At 69.4% G+C, this 18,346-nt stretch carries 13 protein-coding genes; 11 read left to right on the plus strand and 2 right to left on the minus strand.

Features of this window, described 5'->3' with window-relative positions:
• Positions 1-114 precede the first annotated feature (114 nt).
• Both ACSP97_RS19415 and ACSP97_RS19420 read right to left on the minus strand, forming a co-directional pair.
• A complete protein-coding gene (locus ACSP97_RS19415; RefSeq protein WP_355149548.1) occupies positions 115-1,914 on the minus strand; it encodes an NAD-binding protein in 1,800 nt (599 codons plus the stop codon).
• Between the two features lie 104 nt (positions 1,915-2,018).
• A complete protein-coding gene (locus ACSP97_RS19420) occupies positions 2,019-4,076 on the minus strand; it encodes an NAD(+) synthase (protein ID WP_440553535.1) in 2,058 nt (685 codons plus the stop codon).
• 104 nt (positions 4,077-4,180) lie between these two features.
• Here ACSP97_RS19420 and ACSP97_RS19425 point away from each other — a divergent pair, with 104 nt between their 5' ends.
• The 11 genes from ACSP97_RS19425 (at position 4,181) to ACSP97_RS19475 (ending at position 18,316) form a co-directional block, all read left to right on the plus strand.
• Positions 4,181-4,468 carry a metal-sensitive transcriptional regulator gene (locus ACSP97_RS19425; protein ID WP_355149552.1) on the plus strand — a complete coding sequence of 96 codons (288 nt, stop codon included), beginning with the start codon at positions 4,181-4,183 and terminating at the stop codon, positions 4,466-4,468.
• A gap of 357 nt (positions 4,469-4,825) precedes the next feature.
• The gene (locus ACSP97_RS19430; protein WP_440553537.1) at positions 4,826-5,485 is read left to right on the plus strand and encodes a vitamin K epoxide reductase family protein; all 660 of its coding nucleotides are present in this window, start codon (positions 4,826-4,828) and stop codon (positions 5,483-5,485) included.
• Between the two features lie 582 nt (positions 5,486-6,067).
• Positions 6,068-7,765, plus strand: a complete 1,698-nt coding sequence (gene ctaD, locus ACSP97_RS19435; protein WP_440553539.1) for an aa3-type cytochrome oxidase subunit I — start codon at positions 6,068-6,070, stop codon at positions 7,763-7,765.
• Between the two features lie 38 nt (positions 7,766-7,803).
• Positions 7,804-8,313 (plus strand): hypothetical protein, encoded by a 510-nt coding sequence (locus ACSP97_RS19440; protein ID WP_440553541.1) that lies wholly within the window; start codon positions 7,804-7,806, stop codon positions 8,311-8,313.
• A 369-nt stretch (positions 8,314-8,682) separates the two neighbouring features.
• A complete protein-coding gene (locus ACSP97_RS19445; protein ID WP_358299501.1) occupies positions 8,683-9,192 on the plus strand; it encodes a SigE family RNA polymerase sigma factor in 510 nt (169 codons plus the stop codon).
• A gap of 58 nt (positions 9,193-9,250) precedes the next feature.
• A complete protein-coding gene (locus tag ACSP97_RS19450; protein ID WP_440553543.1) occupies positions 9,251-9,964 on the plus strand; it encodes a hypothetical protein in 714 nt (237 codons plus the stop codon).
• Positions 9,965-10,273: 309 nt separating this feature from the next.
• Positions 10,274-10,639 carry a hypothetical protein gene (locus ACSP97_RS19455; protein WP_358679183.1) on the plus strand — a complete coding sequence of 122 codons (366 nt, stop codon included), beginning with the start codon at positions 10,274-10,276 and terminating at the stop codon, positions 10,637-10,639.
• Positions 10,629-14,891, plus strand: a complete 4,263-nt coding sequence (locus tag ACSP97_RS19460) for a DUF6531 domain-containing protein (RefSeq protein ID WP_440553545.1) — start codon at positions 10,629-10,631, stop codon at positions 14,889-14,891. Before ACSP97_RS19455 ends, ACSP97_RS19460 begins: the two co-directional genes overlap by 11 nt.
• 13 nt (positions 14,892-14,904) lie before the next feature.
• Positions 14,905-15,348 (plus strand): hypothetical protein, encoded by a 444-nt coding sequence (locus tag ACSP97_RS19465; RefSeq protein ID WP_440553547.1) that lies wholly within the window; start codon positions 14,905-14,907, stop codon positions 15,346-15,348.
• A 968-nt stretch (positions 15,349-16,316) separates the two neighbouring features.
• A complete protein-coding gene (locus tag ACSP97_RS19470; protein ID WP_440553549.1) occupies positions 16,317-16,769 on the plus strand; it encodes a hypothetical protein in 453 nt (150 codons plus the stop codon).
• A 38-nt stretch (positions 16,770-16,807) separates the two neighbouring features.
• Entirely contained in the window at positions 16,808-18,316 is a 1,509-nt protein-coding gene (locus ACSP97_RS19475; protein ID WP_440553551.1) for a hypothetical protein, read from the plus strand.
• Positions 18,317-18,346 lie beyond the last annotated feature (30 nt).

An 18,346-nucleotide genomic window follows, 5' to 3' on the forward strand; every position in this document is an offset into this window, starting at 1 on the left:
ACCCGTACGGCGCCGCGCCCGGCCCCGGACATAGCGGGACGAAACCGTACGTATGGCGGGGCTCACGCGACCGGGATCACACAGGAGCCGCCCCGCCGCGCGGGCCCGGGAGGGTCAGCGCAGGGCGGCCAGACCGGTCCGCGTGGTGGCCAGAACCACCCGGTCGCCCTTCGCCAGAACGTGGTCGTCGGGTGTGTCCGTGCGGCCCGCCAGCGCCAGTACCCGCCAGGAACCCGCGCGGAACGCCTCGCGCACCGTCCGACCCTCCAGCATCGGATGCCCGTCCACGTCGACCGCGGCGAACAGCAGCACCTGCCGCTCCACCGAGACCGCGCCGAGCACCTGCCGCCCGAGCATCGCCCCCGCGAACGCGGGCGCCGCCAGGTGCGTGACACTCCGGCTCCGGGTCAGCGCGTGCGGATACGCGGCCCGCAGGGTCCGGTACACCGCCGTCGCGAAGTCGTCGTCGTACAGCCGCAGCACCACCCGCAGGTCCGGCCGGACCGTCCGCGCGTACAGCGCCGCCTCCAGGTTCGTGGTGTCCGCGCTGGTCACCGCGAGCAGCGCCTGCGCCCGATGGATCTTCGCGGACTCCAGCACCCCCTCCTGCGTGACGTCCCCGAGCACCACCGGCACCCGCAGCCGCCGCGCCGTCGCGAGCCCCCGCGCCTCGGGATCGGACTCGACGCACACCACGGGCACGTTCAGCTCCCGCAGCCGCGTCAGCACCCGCGTCCCGATCTTGCCGAGCCCCAGCAGCACCACGTGTCCGCCGAGCCCGCGCGGCGGCTTGCGCAGCGAGGTGGCGGTGCGGAACGTCCCCAGCGCCTCCAGCACCGCGGCCAGCAGCACCGGCAGCAGCAGCAACCCCACCAGTGCGGACAGCAGTTGGAGCAACTGCCGGCCGAGCGGGGCGCCGAGCGCCGGGTCGTCGATGGCGAACATGTCGAGCAGGGTGAGGTAGAAGGCCCGCAGCGGATGGATCCGGGTCACCGCCCACAGGGCGATCGCCAGCGCGAGCACACAGCCCACCAGGCCGGCCAGCGACCACCGCAGCCGCCGCGAGAACAGGAAGGCGAGCGAGGACACGACCCCCGCTCCCCGGCCCGGCGCCGCCGACTCGGGACCGCCCGCCGACGACACCTGCTCCAGCACGATCGCCGTCCGCCCGGCGGCCCCCCGCACCTCCTCGTCGTCCGGCAGCAGCCGCGGCTCCTGGTCCCCGCCGGCCACCCCCGAGGGGTCGCTGACCGACAGCAGGGCCAGGGTGTGCAGCCCGGAGTCGGCGGGCAGCGGCCGTTCCACCGCGCGCAGCAGCAGCCCCTCGGTCTGGACGACCTTGCTGGTACCGGCGAGCGCGGTCGCGGCCAGGGCCGGCGCGGCGGTGTCCGCGTCGGACAGCACCGTGGTCGACGCCTCCCGGCCCGCGTCGCCGCTGCCGCCGCTCGCCAACGCGGCCGCTTGGTCGAGAAGTTCCTCGATGTGCTGGCCCAACCGCCGGTTGTACAGCCGCAGTACGAGCCGCAGCCGGGGATTGAGCCGACGGGCGGTCAGCGCGGCGCGGATGTTGGTCTCGTCGTCGTCGTGCACCAGGGCGAGCGCGGCGGCCCGCTCCACCCCGGCCTCCGCGAGCACCGCCTCGGTCAACGCATCGGCCTCCAGCACCGGTTCGCCGACCGTCGCACCGGCTGCGGCGGACGGCACGGGGGCGACGGGCACCCCGCCCCGCGCGCCGACGGCCGCGCTGACCACCCGGTCCAGCAGCGCCGCCGACGCCGCCCGGGCCCGGCCGACCACCGGTGGTCTCGCCGTGCGCTCGCTCGGCGGCACCACGAGGGTGACCTGCTCGCCGTACACCCCGCGCAGCTCGGCGGCCAGCCGGTGCGCCAGCCCGTCGTCCCCGCACACCACCATGTGGGGTGCGCCGGGTCCCCCTTGAAACGGAACACTCGCCACGAAGGGAAAGACTGCCTCAGCGGGAAGCCTGGTTCCACCGCCGCCCCGGCGGCCGACGGCGGTCAGTGACCTTCCGCGGCCGCCTTCTCGAAGTCGAACCGCGCCAGATCCGCGAGCCACACCCGCGCGTTGCCGTCCGACGGGGCCCGCCAGTCACCGCGCGGGGAGAGCGAGCCGCCGGCCGAGACCTTGGGCCCGTTCGGCATGGCCGAGCGCTTGAACTGGGCGAACGCGAAGAAGCGGCGGCAGAAGACCTCCAGCCAGTGCACGATCTCCGTGAGGTCGTACGCCACCCGCTTGGCCTCGGGGAAGCCCGGCGGGAAGGCGCCGGACGCGGTGTCGTGCCAGGCGTGCCAGGCCAGGAAGGCGATCTTCGAGGGGCGGAAGCCGTAGCGCAGCACGTGGAAGAGGGTGAAGTCGTGCAGCGCGTACGGGCCGATCTTCGACTCGGTGGACTGCATCTCCTCGCCCGGCACCAGCTCCGGGCTGATCTCGGTGTCCAGGATCGCGGCCAGGACCGAACCGGTCTCCTCGTCGAACTGGCCGCTGCTGATCACCCAGCGGATCAGGTGCTGGATCAGCGTCTTGGGCACACCGGAGTTCACGTTGTAGTGGCTCATCTGGTCGCCGACGCCGTACGTCGACCAGCCCAGCGCCAGCTCCGAGAGGTCACCGGTGCCCAGCACGATGCCGCCGCGCTGGTTGGCCAGCCGGAACAGGTAGTCGGTGCGCAGACCCGCCTGCACGTTCTCGAACGTGACGTCGTACACCGGCTCCCCGGCCGCGAACGGGTGGCCCATCTCCTGAAGCATCAGCCGCGCGGTCGGCGTGATGTCCAGCTCCGCCGCGGTGACCCCGAGCGCCCGCATCAGCCGGTGCGCGTTGTCCTTGGTGTGGTCGCTGGTGGCGAAGCCGGGCAGGGTGAAGGCGAGGATGTCGCTGCGCGGCCGGCCCGCCCGGTCCATCGCCCGGGCGGCGACGATCAGCGCGTGCGTGGAGTCCAGGCCGCCGGAGACGCCGATGACCACCTTGGGGCCGCCGATCGCCGCCAGCCGCTGCTGGAGCCCCTCGACCTGGATGTTGTACGCCTCGTAGCAGTCCAGGGCGAGCCGGTCCGGGTCGGCGGGCACGAACGGGAACCGCTGCACGCGGCGGCGCAGCCCCAGGTCGGCGCCGACCGGCGGGTCCAGCCGGAAGGAGACCGTACGGAAGTCGGCGGTGCGGGCCGCGTGGGTGCGCCGGTTGTCGTCGAAGCTGCCCATCCGCTGCCGCTCCTGCCGCAGCAGGTCGAGGTCGACGTCGGCCGCCGCGAACTGGTCGCCGAGCGGGAAGCGCTCGGACTCGGCCAGCAGCACCCCGTTCTCGTAGATCATGGTCTGCCCGTCCCAGGACAGGTCCGTGGTCGACTCGCCCAGACCGGCCGCCGCGTAGACGTAGGCGGCGAGGCAGCGGGAGGACGCGGAGCGGCACAGCAGCTTGCGGTCCTCGGCGCGGCCGACGGTGATCGGGCTGCCGGACAGGTTGGCGAGCACCGTCGCCCCGGCCAGGGCCGCCTCCGCGCTCGGCGGCACCGGCACCCACATGTCCTCGCAGATCTCCGCGTGCAGCACCAGGCCGGGCACGTCCTCCGCGGTGAACAGCAGATCCACGCCGAACGGCACGTCCGCGCCGTCGATCCGGATGGTGCCGCCGCGCTCGTCGTCGCCCGCGGCGATCTGGCGGCGCTCGTAGAACTCCCGGTAGTTCGGCGGGTACGACTTGGGGGCCACGCCGAGGATCCGGCCGCGGTGCACCACGACCGCGCAGTTGTAGACCCGGTTGCGGTGGCGCAGCGGGGCGCCGACGACCAGCACCGGCAGCAGGTCCGCGGACCCGGCGACCACCTCCCGCAGGGCCGCCTCGACCGCGTCCAGGAGCGGGTCCTGGAGCAGCAGGTCCTCGATCGAGTAGCCGCTCAGCACCATCTCGGGGAAGACGGCGACGGCGACGCCCTCCTCGGCGCACCGGCGCGCCTGGCGCAGGACCGCTTCGGCGTTGGCGCCCGGGTCGGCGATGACGGTGTGGCCCGTGCACGCGGCGACGCGTGCGAAGCCATGCTGATAGATCGACCAGAAGTTCACACAGGGAAGCCTAGAACTTCTCCTTCACGGCGGTCACCGGCGCTCGCCTTCGCCCCGAACCGGGACGTACAGTTACCCCTAGGGGTATCGCTTGAGGAGTGAGCGTGGAACTGGAGCTTGAGGGCGCGTCCCTGAAGGCCGTGCTGAACCGGCTGCGGCGGGCGCAGGGACAGATCTCCGGCGTGATCCGGATGATCGAGGAGGGGCGGGACTGCGAGGACGTCGTCACCCAGCTCGCCGCCGCCTCGCGGGCGCTGGACCGCGCCGGGTTCGCGATCATCGCCACCGGGCTCCAGCAGTGCGTGGCCGACATCGAGTCGGGCCGCAAGAGCGGCGAGGACGCGGAGGCGATGCGGGCGCGGATGGAGCGGCTGTTCCTGTCGCTGGCGTGAGCCGGGCCCGGGCCCGGGCGTGGGCCGGGCGCGGGTGTGTGCTTCGGTGATGCTGATCACGTCGTGGGGTCCGGCTGGTTGCTGATCACGCCGGGGTCCCGGCTGGTCGCCGATCACGCTGCGGGTTCCGGCTGGTCGCCGATCACGTTGTCGGTGGCGCCCCCGCGGTGGCCGATCCCGTCGTCGTGCGCGCACCTCGCCGCGGATCTCGGCCGTGCCGGTGTCGTGATCCGGCGCCGCCACGGGTGCCCTTCGCGCACCCGCGCGCGGGCCGTTCGGCCCTTGTCCGCCCCCGCACGCCCTGACTTCACTGGTCCGTCGGCCCCCTGACCTCCACCGGCAAGGCGGAACAGTCCGATGACCCGTGACACGACCACCGGCGCCACCCCACGACAGCGGGACCGCCGGAGCGCCCCACCGGACTCCCCGGCCCTCACGGCCACCGCCTCCCGCGCCTTCGCCTGGCTGCTGATCCTCACGGGAGCGCTGGGCATCCTCGCCTCCTACGTGATCACGGTCGACAAGATCCAGCTGGTCCAGGACCCGCACTTCAGCCCTTCCTGCGACCTCAGCCCCGTGCTGTCGTGCGCCGACGTGATGCGCAGCGACCAGGCGTCCGTGTTCGGCTTCCCCAACCCCCTCCTCGGCCTCGCCGCCTACCCCGTCGTCGTCACCGCCGGCTGCGCGCTGCTGGCCGGCGCCCGCTTCCGGCGCTGGTTCTGGCTCGGCCTGAACGCCGGCACGTTGTTCGGCGCGGGCTTCTGCATGTGGCTGATGAGCCAGGCGCTCTACGAGATCGGTGCCCTGTGCCTGTGGTGCTGCCTGGCCTGGGCCGCCACCATCGCCATGTTCTGGTACACCACCGCGCACAACCTGACGCACGGCGTCCTCCGCGCCCCGCGCGCCGTGGTGGCGGGCGTCCTGGAGTTCCACTGGGTGGTGCCGCTCACCTGGTACCTGGCCATCGTGATGCTGATCGCCACCCGCTGGTGGGACTACTGGCGGTCGCTGCTCTGAACTCCGTCCGGCCGCGGGCCCCCGCGCGAGGCGCTCGGCACCGCTGACGGGAGCGCGGGACGCCGCCCGCGGTGCCGGGGCACTCGCCGTCGGTCACCCTGCCGTCGGCCCCCTCGCCGTCGGCCGTCAGGCAGTCCCGGCCCACCACCCGGGTCGTGCGCCGCACCCATCTGCCGCCCGCCACGGACGACGACACGGACGCCCGGCTCGTCGTCGTACCGGCCTCGTCCGGCACGGAAGACCAACTCCCGGCAGACGCCCGCCAGTTGACCGAGACCGTGCGCGACCCGGCCGCCGACCCGCTGCCGCGGGTCCGTCTGGACCGCAGCCTGGACCTCGCGGTCGTACCGGAGGCCCGGGCGGTCCCCGGGCCGCCCCTCTACCGGCGCCACCGAGCGGGGGCCTCGGCAAGAAGGGCCGCCCGGCCCTACCGGCGGCCGGAGCCGGGCCTGTTGGGCCCTATCGGCGGGGGGTGCCCCCCGGCCGATCATGTGGCGGGCCGGGAAGCGCCGGGTCCACGACCCGCACGCGTGGCGCTTCCCGGCTCCGCCACGACATGAACAGCTGGAGGGACGCCGTCCGGTGGACGAGGCACAGACACACAAGGTGATGACCGCACGGCCCGGCGCCGAGGTCACCGCGGCCGGGCGGCAGCCGGCCGTAGGAGGCGCGCGGCCCGCGTGGACGCAGTGGCTGACGACCACGGACCACAAGCGGATCGGGACGATGTACCTGGTCTCGTCGTTCGCGTTCTTCCTGATCGGAGGCGTGCTTGCGCTGCTGATGCGCGCCGAACTGGCCCGGCCCGGACTGCAGATCATGTCCAACGAGCAGTTCAACCAGGCCTTCACCATGCACGGTTCGATCATGCTGCTGCTGTTCGCGATGCCGCTGTTCACCGGCTTCGCGAACTGGATCATGCCGCTTCAGATAGGCGCGCCGGACGTCGCCTTCCCACGGCTGAACATGCTCGCCTTCTGGCTGTTCCTGTTCGGCTCGCTGATCGCGGCGGGCGGCTTCCTGACGCCCGACGGCGCCGCCGACTTCGGATGGTTCCTGTACGCCCCGCTGTCCGACGCCGTGCACTCGCCGGGGCTCGGCTCGGACCTGTGGATCATGGGTGTGGCCCTGTCCGGCTTCGGCTCGATCGCGGGCGCGGTCAACTTCATCACCACGATCATCTGCATGCGCGCCCCCGGCATGACCATGTTCCGCATGCCGATCTTCACCTGGAACGTGCTGCTGACCGCCGTCCTGGTCCTGATCGTCTTCCCGGTGCTGGCCGCGGCCCTGTTCGCCCTGGAGTGCGACCGCAAGTTCGGCAGCCACGTCTTCGACGCGGCCAACGGCGGCGCGCTGCTGTGGCAGCACCTCTTCTGGTTCTTCGGCCATCCGGAGGTCTACATCCTGGCGTTGCCGTTCTTCGGCATCGTCTCCGAGGTCGTCCCGGTCTTCTCCCGCAAGCCGATGTTCGGCTACATGGGCCTGATCGGCGCGACCATCGCCATCGCCGGCCTGTCGGTCACCGTCTGGGCGCACCACATGTACGTCACCGGCGGCGTGTTGCTCCCCTTCTTCTCCTTCATGACCTTCCTGATCGCGGTACCGACCGGGGTGAAGTTCTTCAACTGGATCGGCACCATGTGGAAGGGCTCCCTGAGCTTCGAGACCCCGATGCTCTGGACCACCGGCTTCCTCATCACCTTCGTCTTCGGCGGCCTGACCGGAGTGATCCTGGCCTCCCCGCCGATGGACTTCCACGTCTCCGACTCGTACTTCGTGGTCGCCCACTTCCACTACACGATCTTCGGTACGGTCGTGTACGCGATGTTCGCCGGATTCCACTTCTGGTGGCCGAAGTTCACCGGCAAGATGCTGGACGAACGCCTCGGCAAGATCACCTTCTGGACGCTGACGGTCGGCTTCCACCTCACCTTCCTGGTGCAGCACTGGCTGGGCGCCGAGGGCATGCCCCGCCGGTACGCGGACTACCTGGCCACCGACGGCTTCACCGCCCTGAACACCGTGTCCACGATCGGCTCGTTCCTCCTCGGCCTCTCCCTGCTCCCGTTCTTCTACAACGTCTGGAAGACCGCGAAGTACGGCGAGCCGGTGGGCGTGGACGACCCCTGGGGCTACGGCCGTTCCCTGGAGTGGGCCACCTCCTGCCCGCCCCCGCGGCACAACTTCACCACCCTGCCCCGCATCCGCAGCGAATCCCCCGCCTTCGACCTGCACCACCCGGACATCGTGGCCCTCGAAGCAGAGGCGGCGAACTAGCGATGCCGCACCCCGTACCGGCCCTTGTGACCGCGGCGGTGACCGCATCCGGCTGCGTCTGGTACCTCCCGGCCCTCGCCGACCTCCGGGCCGGCGCGGACCGCCCCCTGTCCCGCCGCGTCAGGGCCGCGTCCTGCGTGACGGCCTGGGCAACGGCCGCCGCGGTCGCCGGTCTCCTCCTCGCGGTGGACGGCCGGCGTCCCCCGCTGGCGGTGGCCGCGGCGGGCACCCTGGCGGCCACGACCCTGCGTGTGTGGGCGGCCGTACGCCACCACCGGGAGACCGCCGAAGCGGCCCGCCACTGGACCGAGCTGTCCCCCTCCCAGCCCCCACCGACCCCCGACCGCACCCGCCACGTCGTCGCCGTCCTCATCACCACCGGCCTGGCCCCGGCCGCGATCACCGGCGCCCTCGCACTGGCCGAGGGCCCCGACACCCCGACGGCGTGGTTCACCACGATCACCACCCCCGCGGCGATCCTCGCCCTCTTCGTCGCCCTGGCCGCGGCCCACACCCGCGCCACCCACCACCGCCGCCCCCCACGCTGACCACCCCCGTCCCCGACCCGGGCGGGGCGCACTCCCTCGGCCTCCACGGTGCGCCCCGCCCGTTCCCCGGGGCCGGGGAGGGAACGGAACCCGGACGGCCGCCACCCTCCCCTTCCACGGAGAAGTACGCGTGCGCCAGGCCGCCGACCGACCCGGACCCAAGAGCAGACTCGGAGGCGTCCCCGGCATCCCCGAGCCACGCGACGAAGCGACTCCGCCGGTCACCGGAAGTACGGAGCGCACGCGCGAGGCCCCGCATCAGTGGCGCCGAACGTTCCGCCTGCGCTGGCCGAGGTTCTCCTTCCCCGGGTGGGACGTAACCCCGCGGCCGCGGCGTCTACAGAGTGTGGACGACGAACAGGATCTCGGATGAAGCGCCGGTACGAAGAGGAATTCAGGGCGTTCGCCGCCGCCCGGTCCGCACCTCTGTTCCGCTCCGCGTGCGTGCTCACCAGCGGTGATGTGCACCTCGCGGAGGACCTGGTGCAGGACACGCTGGGCCGGATGTACGCCAACTGGCGCAAGATCGCGCAGATAGACGACCCCGCGGCCTACACCCACACCGTCCTCGTGCGGACGTACCTGTCCCACCGCCGCCGGCGCAGCAGTTCCGAACAGCCCACCGACACCCTGCCGGACTCCGGTGCCGTCACCGAGCACGACGCCACACTGCGGATCACACTGCTCGACGCCCTCGGCCGCCTCTCCGCCCGGGACCGGGCCGTGCTGCTCCTGCGCTACTGGGAGGACCGCAGCGTCGAGCAGACCGCCGAGATTTTGCACGTCCGACCGGGCGCGGTACGCAACCAGAGCATGCGCGCGCTCGCCCGCATCCGGGACCTCCTGGGCCACGACCTGTCCGAGCTCGTCAGCCCCTGACCCCGGTGCCGTGGCACCACCCCGCCCTCATCACCGACTCCGGAAACGCGGCAACCGCATGCCCATAGAAGAAGACTTCACCGAAGCCCTCCGCACCACCCTCCAGACCTTCGAACCGCCCAACACCCACTCACTGCTGCAAGGCGGTGTCCGCAACGGCCGGCGCAGGCGCCGCCGCCGCGCCCTGGCCATCGGCGTGAGCGGAGCAGCCGTACTCGCACTCGTCGGTCTCGGCGCGACGATCGCCACTCGCCAACTGTCCGGCAGCCGCCCGGCGAACCAGACACTCGCCGATCCCGCGGCCTCGTCCCCGACCGGCTCGGCCACGGCCTCCACCACCCCGAAACCGACCTTCACCGGCACCCTGCCCCCCGCTCGCGCCCTCGCCACCCTGACCGAGTTGCTGCCGCCCGGTCTCTCCCACTCCAGTCCCCCCGGCGGCGAACGTTCCGGGCAACTGTGGGTGGACGACGGACACGGCAAGTCCCTGCTCGAGATCCACGTCTCCCGGCAGACCTCCACCGCCGCCATCCGCAGCCACGTCTTCGCCGGCACGACACCCTCGGCCGACGGCACCCTGATCAAGACCACCCAGTCCCCACCCGGCCCCGGCCCCGGCCACCAGACGGTGAACGTCCTGCACCCCGACGGCCTCTACATCACCCTCATGGAGTGGCAGGCCCCGGACCAGAACACCCCCTCGACCCGCACCGACCCGATCCTGACGACGACCCGACTCCGTGCAATCGCGACCAGTTCACAGTGGCAGTGATGACCGCGTGACCGCGGTGGGAAATCCGGGCGGGAGCCTCCCCGCCCCGCCTCGACGGCGTTTTCCCGGGTCAGAAGGACAGGTTCGGTCGGAGCCACGTGGCCTGAAAGGGGCTCGGGGAGCCGGTCGGCTCCCCGGGTGCTTCCCAGGGCGTGCGCCCGAAGAGCTCTGCACGTCTACGCGCCACCCGGTCGTCCCCAAGGCCCGCGGACGCGCAGGCCGGCATCACCGCAGCTCCCTTGGTCACCTCCCGGTTGGCGAGGCGAGTATGGTCGGAGCCGCAGCTGCTGACTGGGGGAGGCGACGGCGATGGGCGACGGCAAGGTTCCCGGCAAGGTCCTGGACATCAAGACCGCCGACATCAAGGCGGCGGCACCGGCCTTCCAGCAGGGGGCCATCGATCTGGGCAAGGCCCTGACCACTCTCATTCAAACCCTGGACGGTCTGGGCGAGCCCTGGGGCCACGACGAACAAGGCGACAAGTTCGGTGGCGTCTACAAGCCGCACCAGAAGTCGATCGAGAGCGCGGCGGGCATTCTGGTGCTCGGGCTGACGAGCATTCACGAGGCCATGGCCGACATGGCGGATGGGCACGTGGACAACGACGAGCTCATCGCCGGCATGTTCACGGAAGTGAAGACCCCTCAGCAGAGCGACGGTGCCGGTGAGCGTTGAGGACAAGGCCCGTCACATCCTTCTGAAGCTGGGCCTGTGGTGGCCGGAGGCCGACTCGGGCAAGCTGCGGGACGCCGCGAAAGCCTGGCGTGCGTTCGCCGACTCCGTGGACGACGTCCGTTCCCCGGTGCACCGCAGCGCGTCCGGGATCATCCACAACAACACGGGTGAGTCGATCGAGGCGTTCCGCAAGTTCTGGGGCCGCTACGCCACGGGCCAGGACGGCGGCTGGCTGAGCGATCTCGCCAAGTCCTCGCGGGACATGGCGGGCGCGCTGGACAAGTTCGCCGACGCCATCGACGACGCGATCAACAAGCTCTGGACACGCATCGGCATCGACGCGGCCGTGATCGCGGGCGGGGTGGCGCTCGCCTTCTTCACCGCGGGCCTCGCTTCGGGGGCTGCCGTCGCGGCGGCCGACGCGGTCATCGAGTTCGGCGCCACGATGGGCATCGCCGTCACCACGACGGTGGCCGAGATCGCCGCGGGTACCCTCACCGCCGCCGCGTTCGGCGGGATCGAATCGGTCGCGGTCGACCTCGCGGTGGCCCAGCCGCTGAAGATGGCGACGGGTCTGCAGCACGGCTTCAGCCTGGACGAGGTCAACCAGGCAGCCAAGGACGGCATGATCTTCGGCGGTGCGCTCGGGGCAGGCGGCGGCCTGCTCAAGGCCAGCGTGGAAGGCGGACTCACCGACACCACCCCGCTGCTGCTGCGACCCCCGTCGCTCCGCCCCGACCTGGTCGACCTGGGCCCAGCCGCCCGCAACGCCGAACGCACCCCCTGCGTGGGCGAGCCGATCGACGTGGCGACCGGCGCCATGCTGATGACCCAGACGGACCTGACCCTGCCAGGCGCCCTGCCTCTGGAGTTCACCCGCACCCACCTGTCCTCCTACCGGGGCGGTGTCTGCTTCGGCCCGACCTGGACCTCGACCCTGGACGAGTGCCTCCAGATCGACGACGAGGGTGTCGTCTTCGCCGCGGCGGACGGCATGCGCCTGGTCTACCCGGTACCGGAACCCGGCGTTCCCACGATGCCGGTGAAGGGCCCGCGCTGGCCGCTGGAGTGGGACGGCAAGCCGGACGGCGCGATGACGGTCACCGACCCGGCGACGGGTGTGACCCGCACCTTCGCCGCCCCGGTCCCGTCCCCCTCCTTCGGCGTCTTCCACCTGGCCCTGGACTCCTGGTCCGACCGCAACGGCAACCGCGTCGACGTCGAACGCGACGACGACGGCATCCCCTTCGGCATCCGCCACTCCGGCGGCTACTACCTCGCCGTCGACACCCAGGGCCCCCGCATCACCGCCCTGCGTCTGCTGGACGAACCGCCCTCCCGCTACCGCCCGTCCGCCGCGCCCGACGAGGGCACGGTCGTCATGCGCTACGGCTACGACACCGCCGGCAACCTCACCGAGGTCATCAACTCCAGCGGCAAACCCCTCCGCTTCACCTACGACACCGAAGGCCGCGTCACCCGCTGGACCGACCGCAACGGCACCTGGTTCTCGTACGTCTACGACGACCGAGGCCGGGTGATCCGTACCGAGGGCATCGACGGCATCCTCTCCGGCACCCTCGCCTACGACGACACCACCCGCACCACGACGTACACCGACTCCCAGGGGCATGTCTCGGTCCACCGGTACAACACCGACGGCCTCGTCGTGGAGGAGACGGACCCGCTCGGGCATGCGACCCGTACGGAGTGGGACGAGTACGGTGCCCGCCCGCTCGCGGTGACGGACCCGCTGGGCCATACCACGCGGTACACCTACGACGACGCCGGCAACCTCACCGAAGTGGCCCTCCCCGACGGCTCGGTGGCCCAGGCGCAGTACAACGCCCTCGGCCTGCCCACGGAGGTGGTCGAGCCGGGCGGGGCGGTCTGGCGGCACACGTACGACGAGCGGGGCAACCTGCTCAGCACCGTGGACCCGGTCGGCGCCGAGACCCGGTACACGCAGGACGACGCCGGCCGGCCGGCCGCGATCACCGACGCCCTCGGCCACACCCGGACGGTGACCTACGACGCGGCAGGCCTGCCCGTCTCCCTCACGGACTCACTCGGCCACACGACGACGGTTCGCCGCGACACCTTCGGTCGCGTCACCAAGGTGACCGACCCCCTCGGCAACAGTGTCCGTATGGGCTGGACGACCGAGGGCAAGCCGTCCTGGCGCGAACAGCCGGACGGCGCCCGTGAGTCGTGGACGTGGGACGCCGAGGGCAACCTCCTCGCGCACACCGACGCGGCCGGCAACACGACCCATCACACGGCGACCCACTTCGACGTACCCGCCACCCAGACCGAACCCGACGGCAGTCGCTACGAGTTCTCCTACGACAGTGAACTTCGGCTGACCGCGGTCACCAACCCCCAGGGCCGCACCTGGACGTACACCTACGACGAGGCCGGACGTCTGGTCGCCGAGACGGACTTCAACGGCCATGCGCTGACGTACACGCACGACGCGGCCGGACGGCTGGCCTCCCGTACCAACGGCGCCGGAGACACAGTGCGCTTCACACGGGACGCGGTGGGCCGGGTGGTGGAGCAGCGGGCCGGCGAGGAGGACGTCACAAGGTTCTCCTACGGTCCCGACGGCGGCTTGGCGCAAGCCGCCAACGGCGACGCCGTGGTCGTCCTGGCACGGGACGCCCTTGGCCGCGTGGTGTCCGAGACGGTGAACGGGCGCACGACCACGCACGGCTATGACGCCCTGGGGCGCCGAACCCGGCGGACAACCCCCTCGGGACTGACCTCGGCCTGGACGTACGACGCGGCAGGGCGTCCGCTCGCCCTGCGCTCACCCGGCGGCACGCTGGACTTCGTCCACGACGCGGCGGGCCGTGAGACGGCGCGCCACATCGGTGCCGAGGTCACACTGACGCAGGCCTGGAGTGGAACGGGAAGGCTGCTCGCGCAGACCCTGTCAACGGGAGCGAAAGCCACCACCCACCGCCTGCTGCAGCACCGCACCTACGCCCACCGAGCCGACGGTTACATCACCGAGATCCGCGAGCTGACCTCGGGCACGCGCCGCTTCGACCTCGACACCACCGGCCGGGTCACCGGCGTCCGAGCGCACGGCTGGAGCGAGGACTACGCCTACGATGCGGCCGGAAACGTCGTACGCGCCACCGCTCCCGGCCACGCCACCCCGGGCGACCGCGAGTTCGACGGCACCCTGGTCCGCTCGGCCGGCCGAACCTCGTACGCCTACGACGGGCACGGCCGTCTGATCCGCAGGACCCGCAGACTGCTGAGCGGCCAAAGCCGCACATGGACCTATGTGTGGAACGCCGAGGACCGGCTGACGCAGGTCGTGGAACCGGGCGGTGACTGCTGGCACTACGCCTACGACCCGCTCGGCCGCCGCATCTCCAAGCACCGCGTGTCGAAGGACGGCACGGAAGCCGACCGCACGGAGTTCTCCTGGGACGACTCGGCCCTGGCCGAGCAGACCGGTCCGGACGGACGAGTCACCACTTGGGACTACGCGCCGGGCACCCATCGCCCGGTGGCCCAAACCGATCACCTGCCGCACGACACATCGGGCACCACCTCGTTCCTGACCCGACTGGCCGAGGAGTCGGACTGCGAACTCGCGCCCCGGTTGTATGCCGTGGTGACGGACTTCCTCGGCACCCCCATGGAATTGGTCTCCGGCGCGGGCGATCTCGTCTGGCAGCATCGCACCACTCTCTGGGGCGCCGGGTTCCCGCCCCCGGAGCCCGACACCGGCTCGGTCGACTGCCCGCTGCGCTTCCCGGGCCAGTACGCCGACGACGAGACCGGGCTGCACTACAACCTCCATCGTTACTACGACCCGGAGACAGCCCGGTACATCAGCCCGGACCCGCTGGGACTGGCACCCTCCAGCAATCCCCATGCCTACGTGGTCAACGCCCTCGGCTGGACGGACCCGCTGGGCCTGGCCCCCAAGTGCGGAATCGACCTGTCCAGCGCCACCCCGCACAGCGGCCGCTTCCCCAATAGCGCGAAGCCCAACGAGGTCCTGGTGCGCCGGAAGCATGACGGGAGCGTGACGGCCTACGCTGTGTACGACGATCAGGGACTGCCCATCAAGCGCGTCGACGTCGACCCGGACTCCAAGCCGCACGGCGGGGTGCCGGCACCCCACGTGCTGGAGACCACCAGGAACGTGAACCCGAAGACCGGCCAGACGTTCCTCACGTGGAAGAAGATGCCCAGGCCTGCTCGCCCCGACGAGCTTCCCCAGTGAGTGCGAAGGACGGATGATGGACCCCCTGAAAGTTAGGGATGTGCGGGAGTGGGCGCAGGCGGTCGGCGATGACGCCGATTACCTCGACTACCTGTCGCAGCAGGCGGGACTGGGTGAGTGGGCCGCGTTCTCCCGCGTGTTCATGCCGCGCTTCGTGGAAGTGGAAGGATGCGTCCTGTGGGACCGCGTCTACGAGCCTGACAACTTCCGCACCTGGCACGAGCGGCTACGGGGGGACGCCACCTCGATCGAGGCCATGCTGAACCGGTTCCGCTTGGCGCTCTACATCGACATCCCGGAGGATCCCGACTCCGAGGCCGCGGCCCATGCCCTGGCCGAGGAGATCGCCCGCTCCTGGCACAGCTGCCTGCACGACGCCTTCCCGGACCGCTCGTTCCACGTCACCGCCACCGAGACGGAGGACGGCCCGGTCGTGAGCTTCACGACGGTCCGCTGACACAGCGGGAGCACCGGGGGAGACGGCCGCTGAGTCCACGTGACCGCCTTACCGACGCGTCGAACACCGTCCGCTGCGTGGACGCCCATGAGGTGGGGGAGGACACAAGCCGTCCGTGCAAGCCGACGAGCTGCCCCGCCCCACAGGGGAAAACTCTGATGCCCAACGGGCAACCCAACCCGTCCCCTATATGGGGCTGGAGTTCGTGCCCACGCGGTTCGTGGTTGCACCCGCTGCGCTACCCGCGATCGCGATCACCCGACCTGACGGCAGGTACACAGCAGGGGAACCGTTCACGCATCGCACGGAAACAGGCGGAGGCACGGAAACCAGTACCTGCAGGCGGTGGTGCGCACGAGGTAGTCCACTGACCGGGTTACGCGGTGCTTGGTGTCTCCGGAAACCACTCAGGGGCCCGACCCGCTAAGCGGATCAGGCCCCTGACCTGGTACTACGGCGTCGGGGTGGCGGGATTTGAACCCACGACCTCTTCGTCCCGAAGCAACTGGAGTCTGGGCTCAGTCTTGAGTTCGCGCGGCCTCTACCTGCGCTGACGGTCCGCAGACGTCCGGGCTTGTTCGTCGTTGTTCGTGGGCGTTGTCACGCAGTTACACACTCATCGGCTGCCGCTCCCGGTGCGCGGGGTTGGCGCGCCCCAACTCAGTCTCACGGATAGTTTGCCCACCCCACGTCGCCGGTGCCGTCACACAGTTCATCAACATCGGCCTGTGGCGCACATGGCTCCGGTGGGCTCTCGTGGGCTGGGAGTAGGACCTCGCGACGACGCTTGGCGGCAAGCCCATCCACAAGTGCTCCATGGCGCCCCATGCAGAGTGTCCCCTGCCCTGAGCCCAACGTACGGGAGCTCTCGCTCGCCTTGAAGCCCCTGCCACCAGCAAGGTTTGACAGCTCGTCACCACGCTGAGAAGCTTACGCCTCTTCAAGAGACCAATGAACAAGGAGGAGATGTGACGGGGGATCTCGCAGATGGGTACGCTCACGAGTGCGCCATCCGGGACACCTATGCGCGACGACTCGAGGACTTCCGGCCGCAGGAGCGCCTGGTCCGGACGGAGTTGACGTTTCAGGAGGTCGGCCTTCGTGCCGACATGAAGACCGTTGATGCGGACAACGTTCTGCGAGTCTGGGAATTCAAAATTCAGGCTGACTACAATGGGTTGGGTCAGGTTCTTACCTATCTAGCCATGGAACGCAAGAGTTCGCCTGGCCGACAGGTTCGGGCAGTTCTCGCCGCCTTTGAATTTGCCGATTCGATCATTGAGACTAACGAGACTCTCAATCTCGGCATTGAAATGATCATGTTGCCACCAATGTTGCGTCGAGCTGGAAGCGTGCCTTCGCAGGTCGTGAATGCCGACAACATCCCCTTTATTCCGCTCGCGACTGAACCTGCGGAATGAAGAATCTCGCTTCGTTGAAAATGAAAAGGATGCCACCCGTGAGCTTTCCGATGATTCCGTCTACTACCCTCATCCCGGACAGTGAGATCCCCGAGGATGCGAAGTTCTTCGGTCTCAAAATTGTTCGTTTCCAGAGTGACAAGAGCGCTCAGGAAGCTTTCCTTGGAAGCAAGTACGAGTTTCAACATGAAATCGGACGGCGCCATGCAATCCCGGGGGTAATCCTCGCCCTCAAAGGGGCCTCGCCTAACTATCGAATCACCGCTACGCTACATCCAACGCTTCGGCAATTCACCGAAATCGTCAGGTATAATCCGGCGAACCCGCCAGGTGATGACTATGACGAAATCGGCATGCGCGAAGCGCATCAGCAAACGCAATCGGATTTCAAGGGGGCGAAGAAGGAAAACCTGACGCACTTCAGGAACTACAACATCGAGGCCATCCGTGGAGAGCGCGTCGCTTATCTTCCGACGGTAAGTGGATGGCAGTCGAGTTCCGTCTTCGGGCAGACGATCTTCGTCGCGTACGATGAGAGCAATGAAATGGCTCTCTACGGGACGCTGTACTTGCCCAAATCTCCGGTAATGCAGTCCGACGGGCAAACACAGACAGCAGCACTTTTTCAGGCTGCGGGGACAGGTTTGGCAATTAAGGCGGGTGCGCTCGACACCTTCGGCACTACCCTTGAGATTGAACTAAATGTCGACGAGCTCAAGGCGGGCCAGAGCTTCGCTGATCGAAACGGGCGCGGGTCGAAAAAGAACAAGAACCTCGTCGCTCGCCTCGACAACTCGTCTGCGCTCGCCATCATCAGGGAGAAGGCGGTTAAGGGAACCATCTTTGATGGCCGCCTTGCAGACGGTCGGACTGGGGGAACCTCAGAGACAGCCACTAAATACATTGTCGACCTCTCGACCATGGATCAGATGCTCCTCAATGTAATTTGCAAGGGCGGCAAAAAGCCGGAGCAAATTAAGCATCACCATGTCGACCGGTTTGTGCCGTACTGCCGAGACTTTCTCACGCTGCTAGGCGACACCTTCGGCGCTCAATGGGCAGATCCCACCCCGAAGCATCACGAGGCCTACCGACGTCTATACATCCATGGATGGGCATTTGCACAGAAGGCGATCGCGCTTGCCTATCACGAAGCCAGGCGTCATGAACTAGAACCGTTGGGTGCCGGACTGGGTCTTTCCAGTGATCACTCCACACCAAATGAATTGATCGAGGCGGACCGAAAACTGGTCGAGGAGGCGAAGGCCAATCCTCCCACTCCCGCACTATCTCTCGAAGAACTCAAGACGCGACTCTCGTCGATCGACTGGATCAGGTATCGCAAGCATTGGATCGAGGTGACCGGATACAAACTGGATAAGGACGGAAAGAAGAAGACACGGGAAATCAAGGATGGAACAGAGGGTGGGAAGAAGACGATCGTCGAAGGCCAGGCTCAGAATACGGCTGCAACGATCGGCTTCGTTCTGAACAAGATCCTCTCCGACACTTGGGCGGATCTGTGCTCGGACGTCGATGCTAAGTAGAGCCGACCCTGCCTGAACTGTTGCCCCTCG

This window comes from Streptomyces sp. SCPE 10, assembly GCF_051980735.1.
GTDB classification, from domain to species: Bacteria; Actinomycetota; Actinomycetes; order Streptomycetales; family Streptomycetaceae; genus Streptomyces; species Streptomyces misionensis.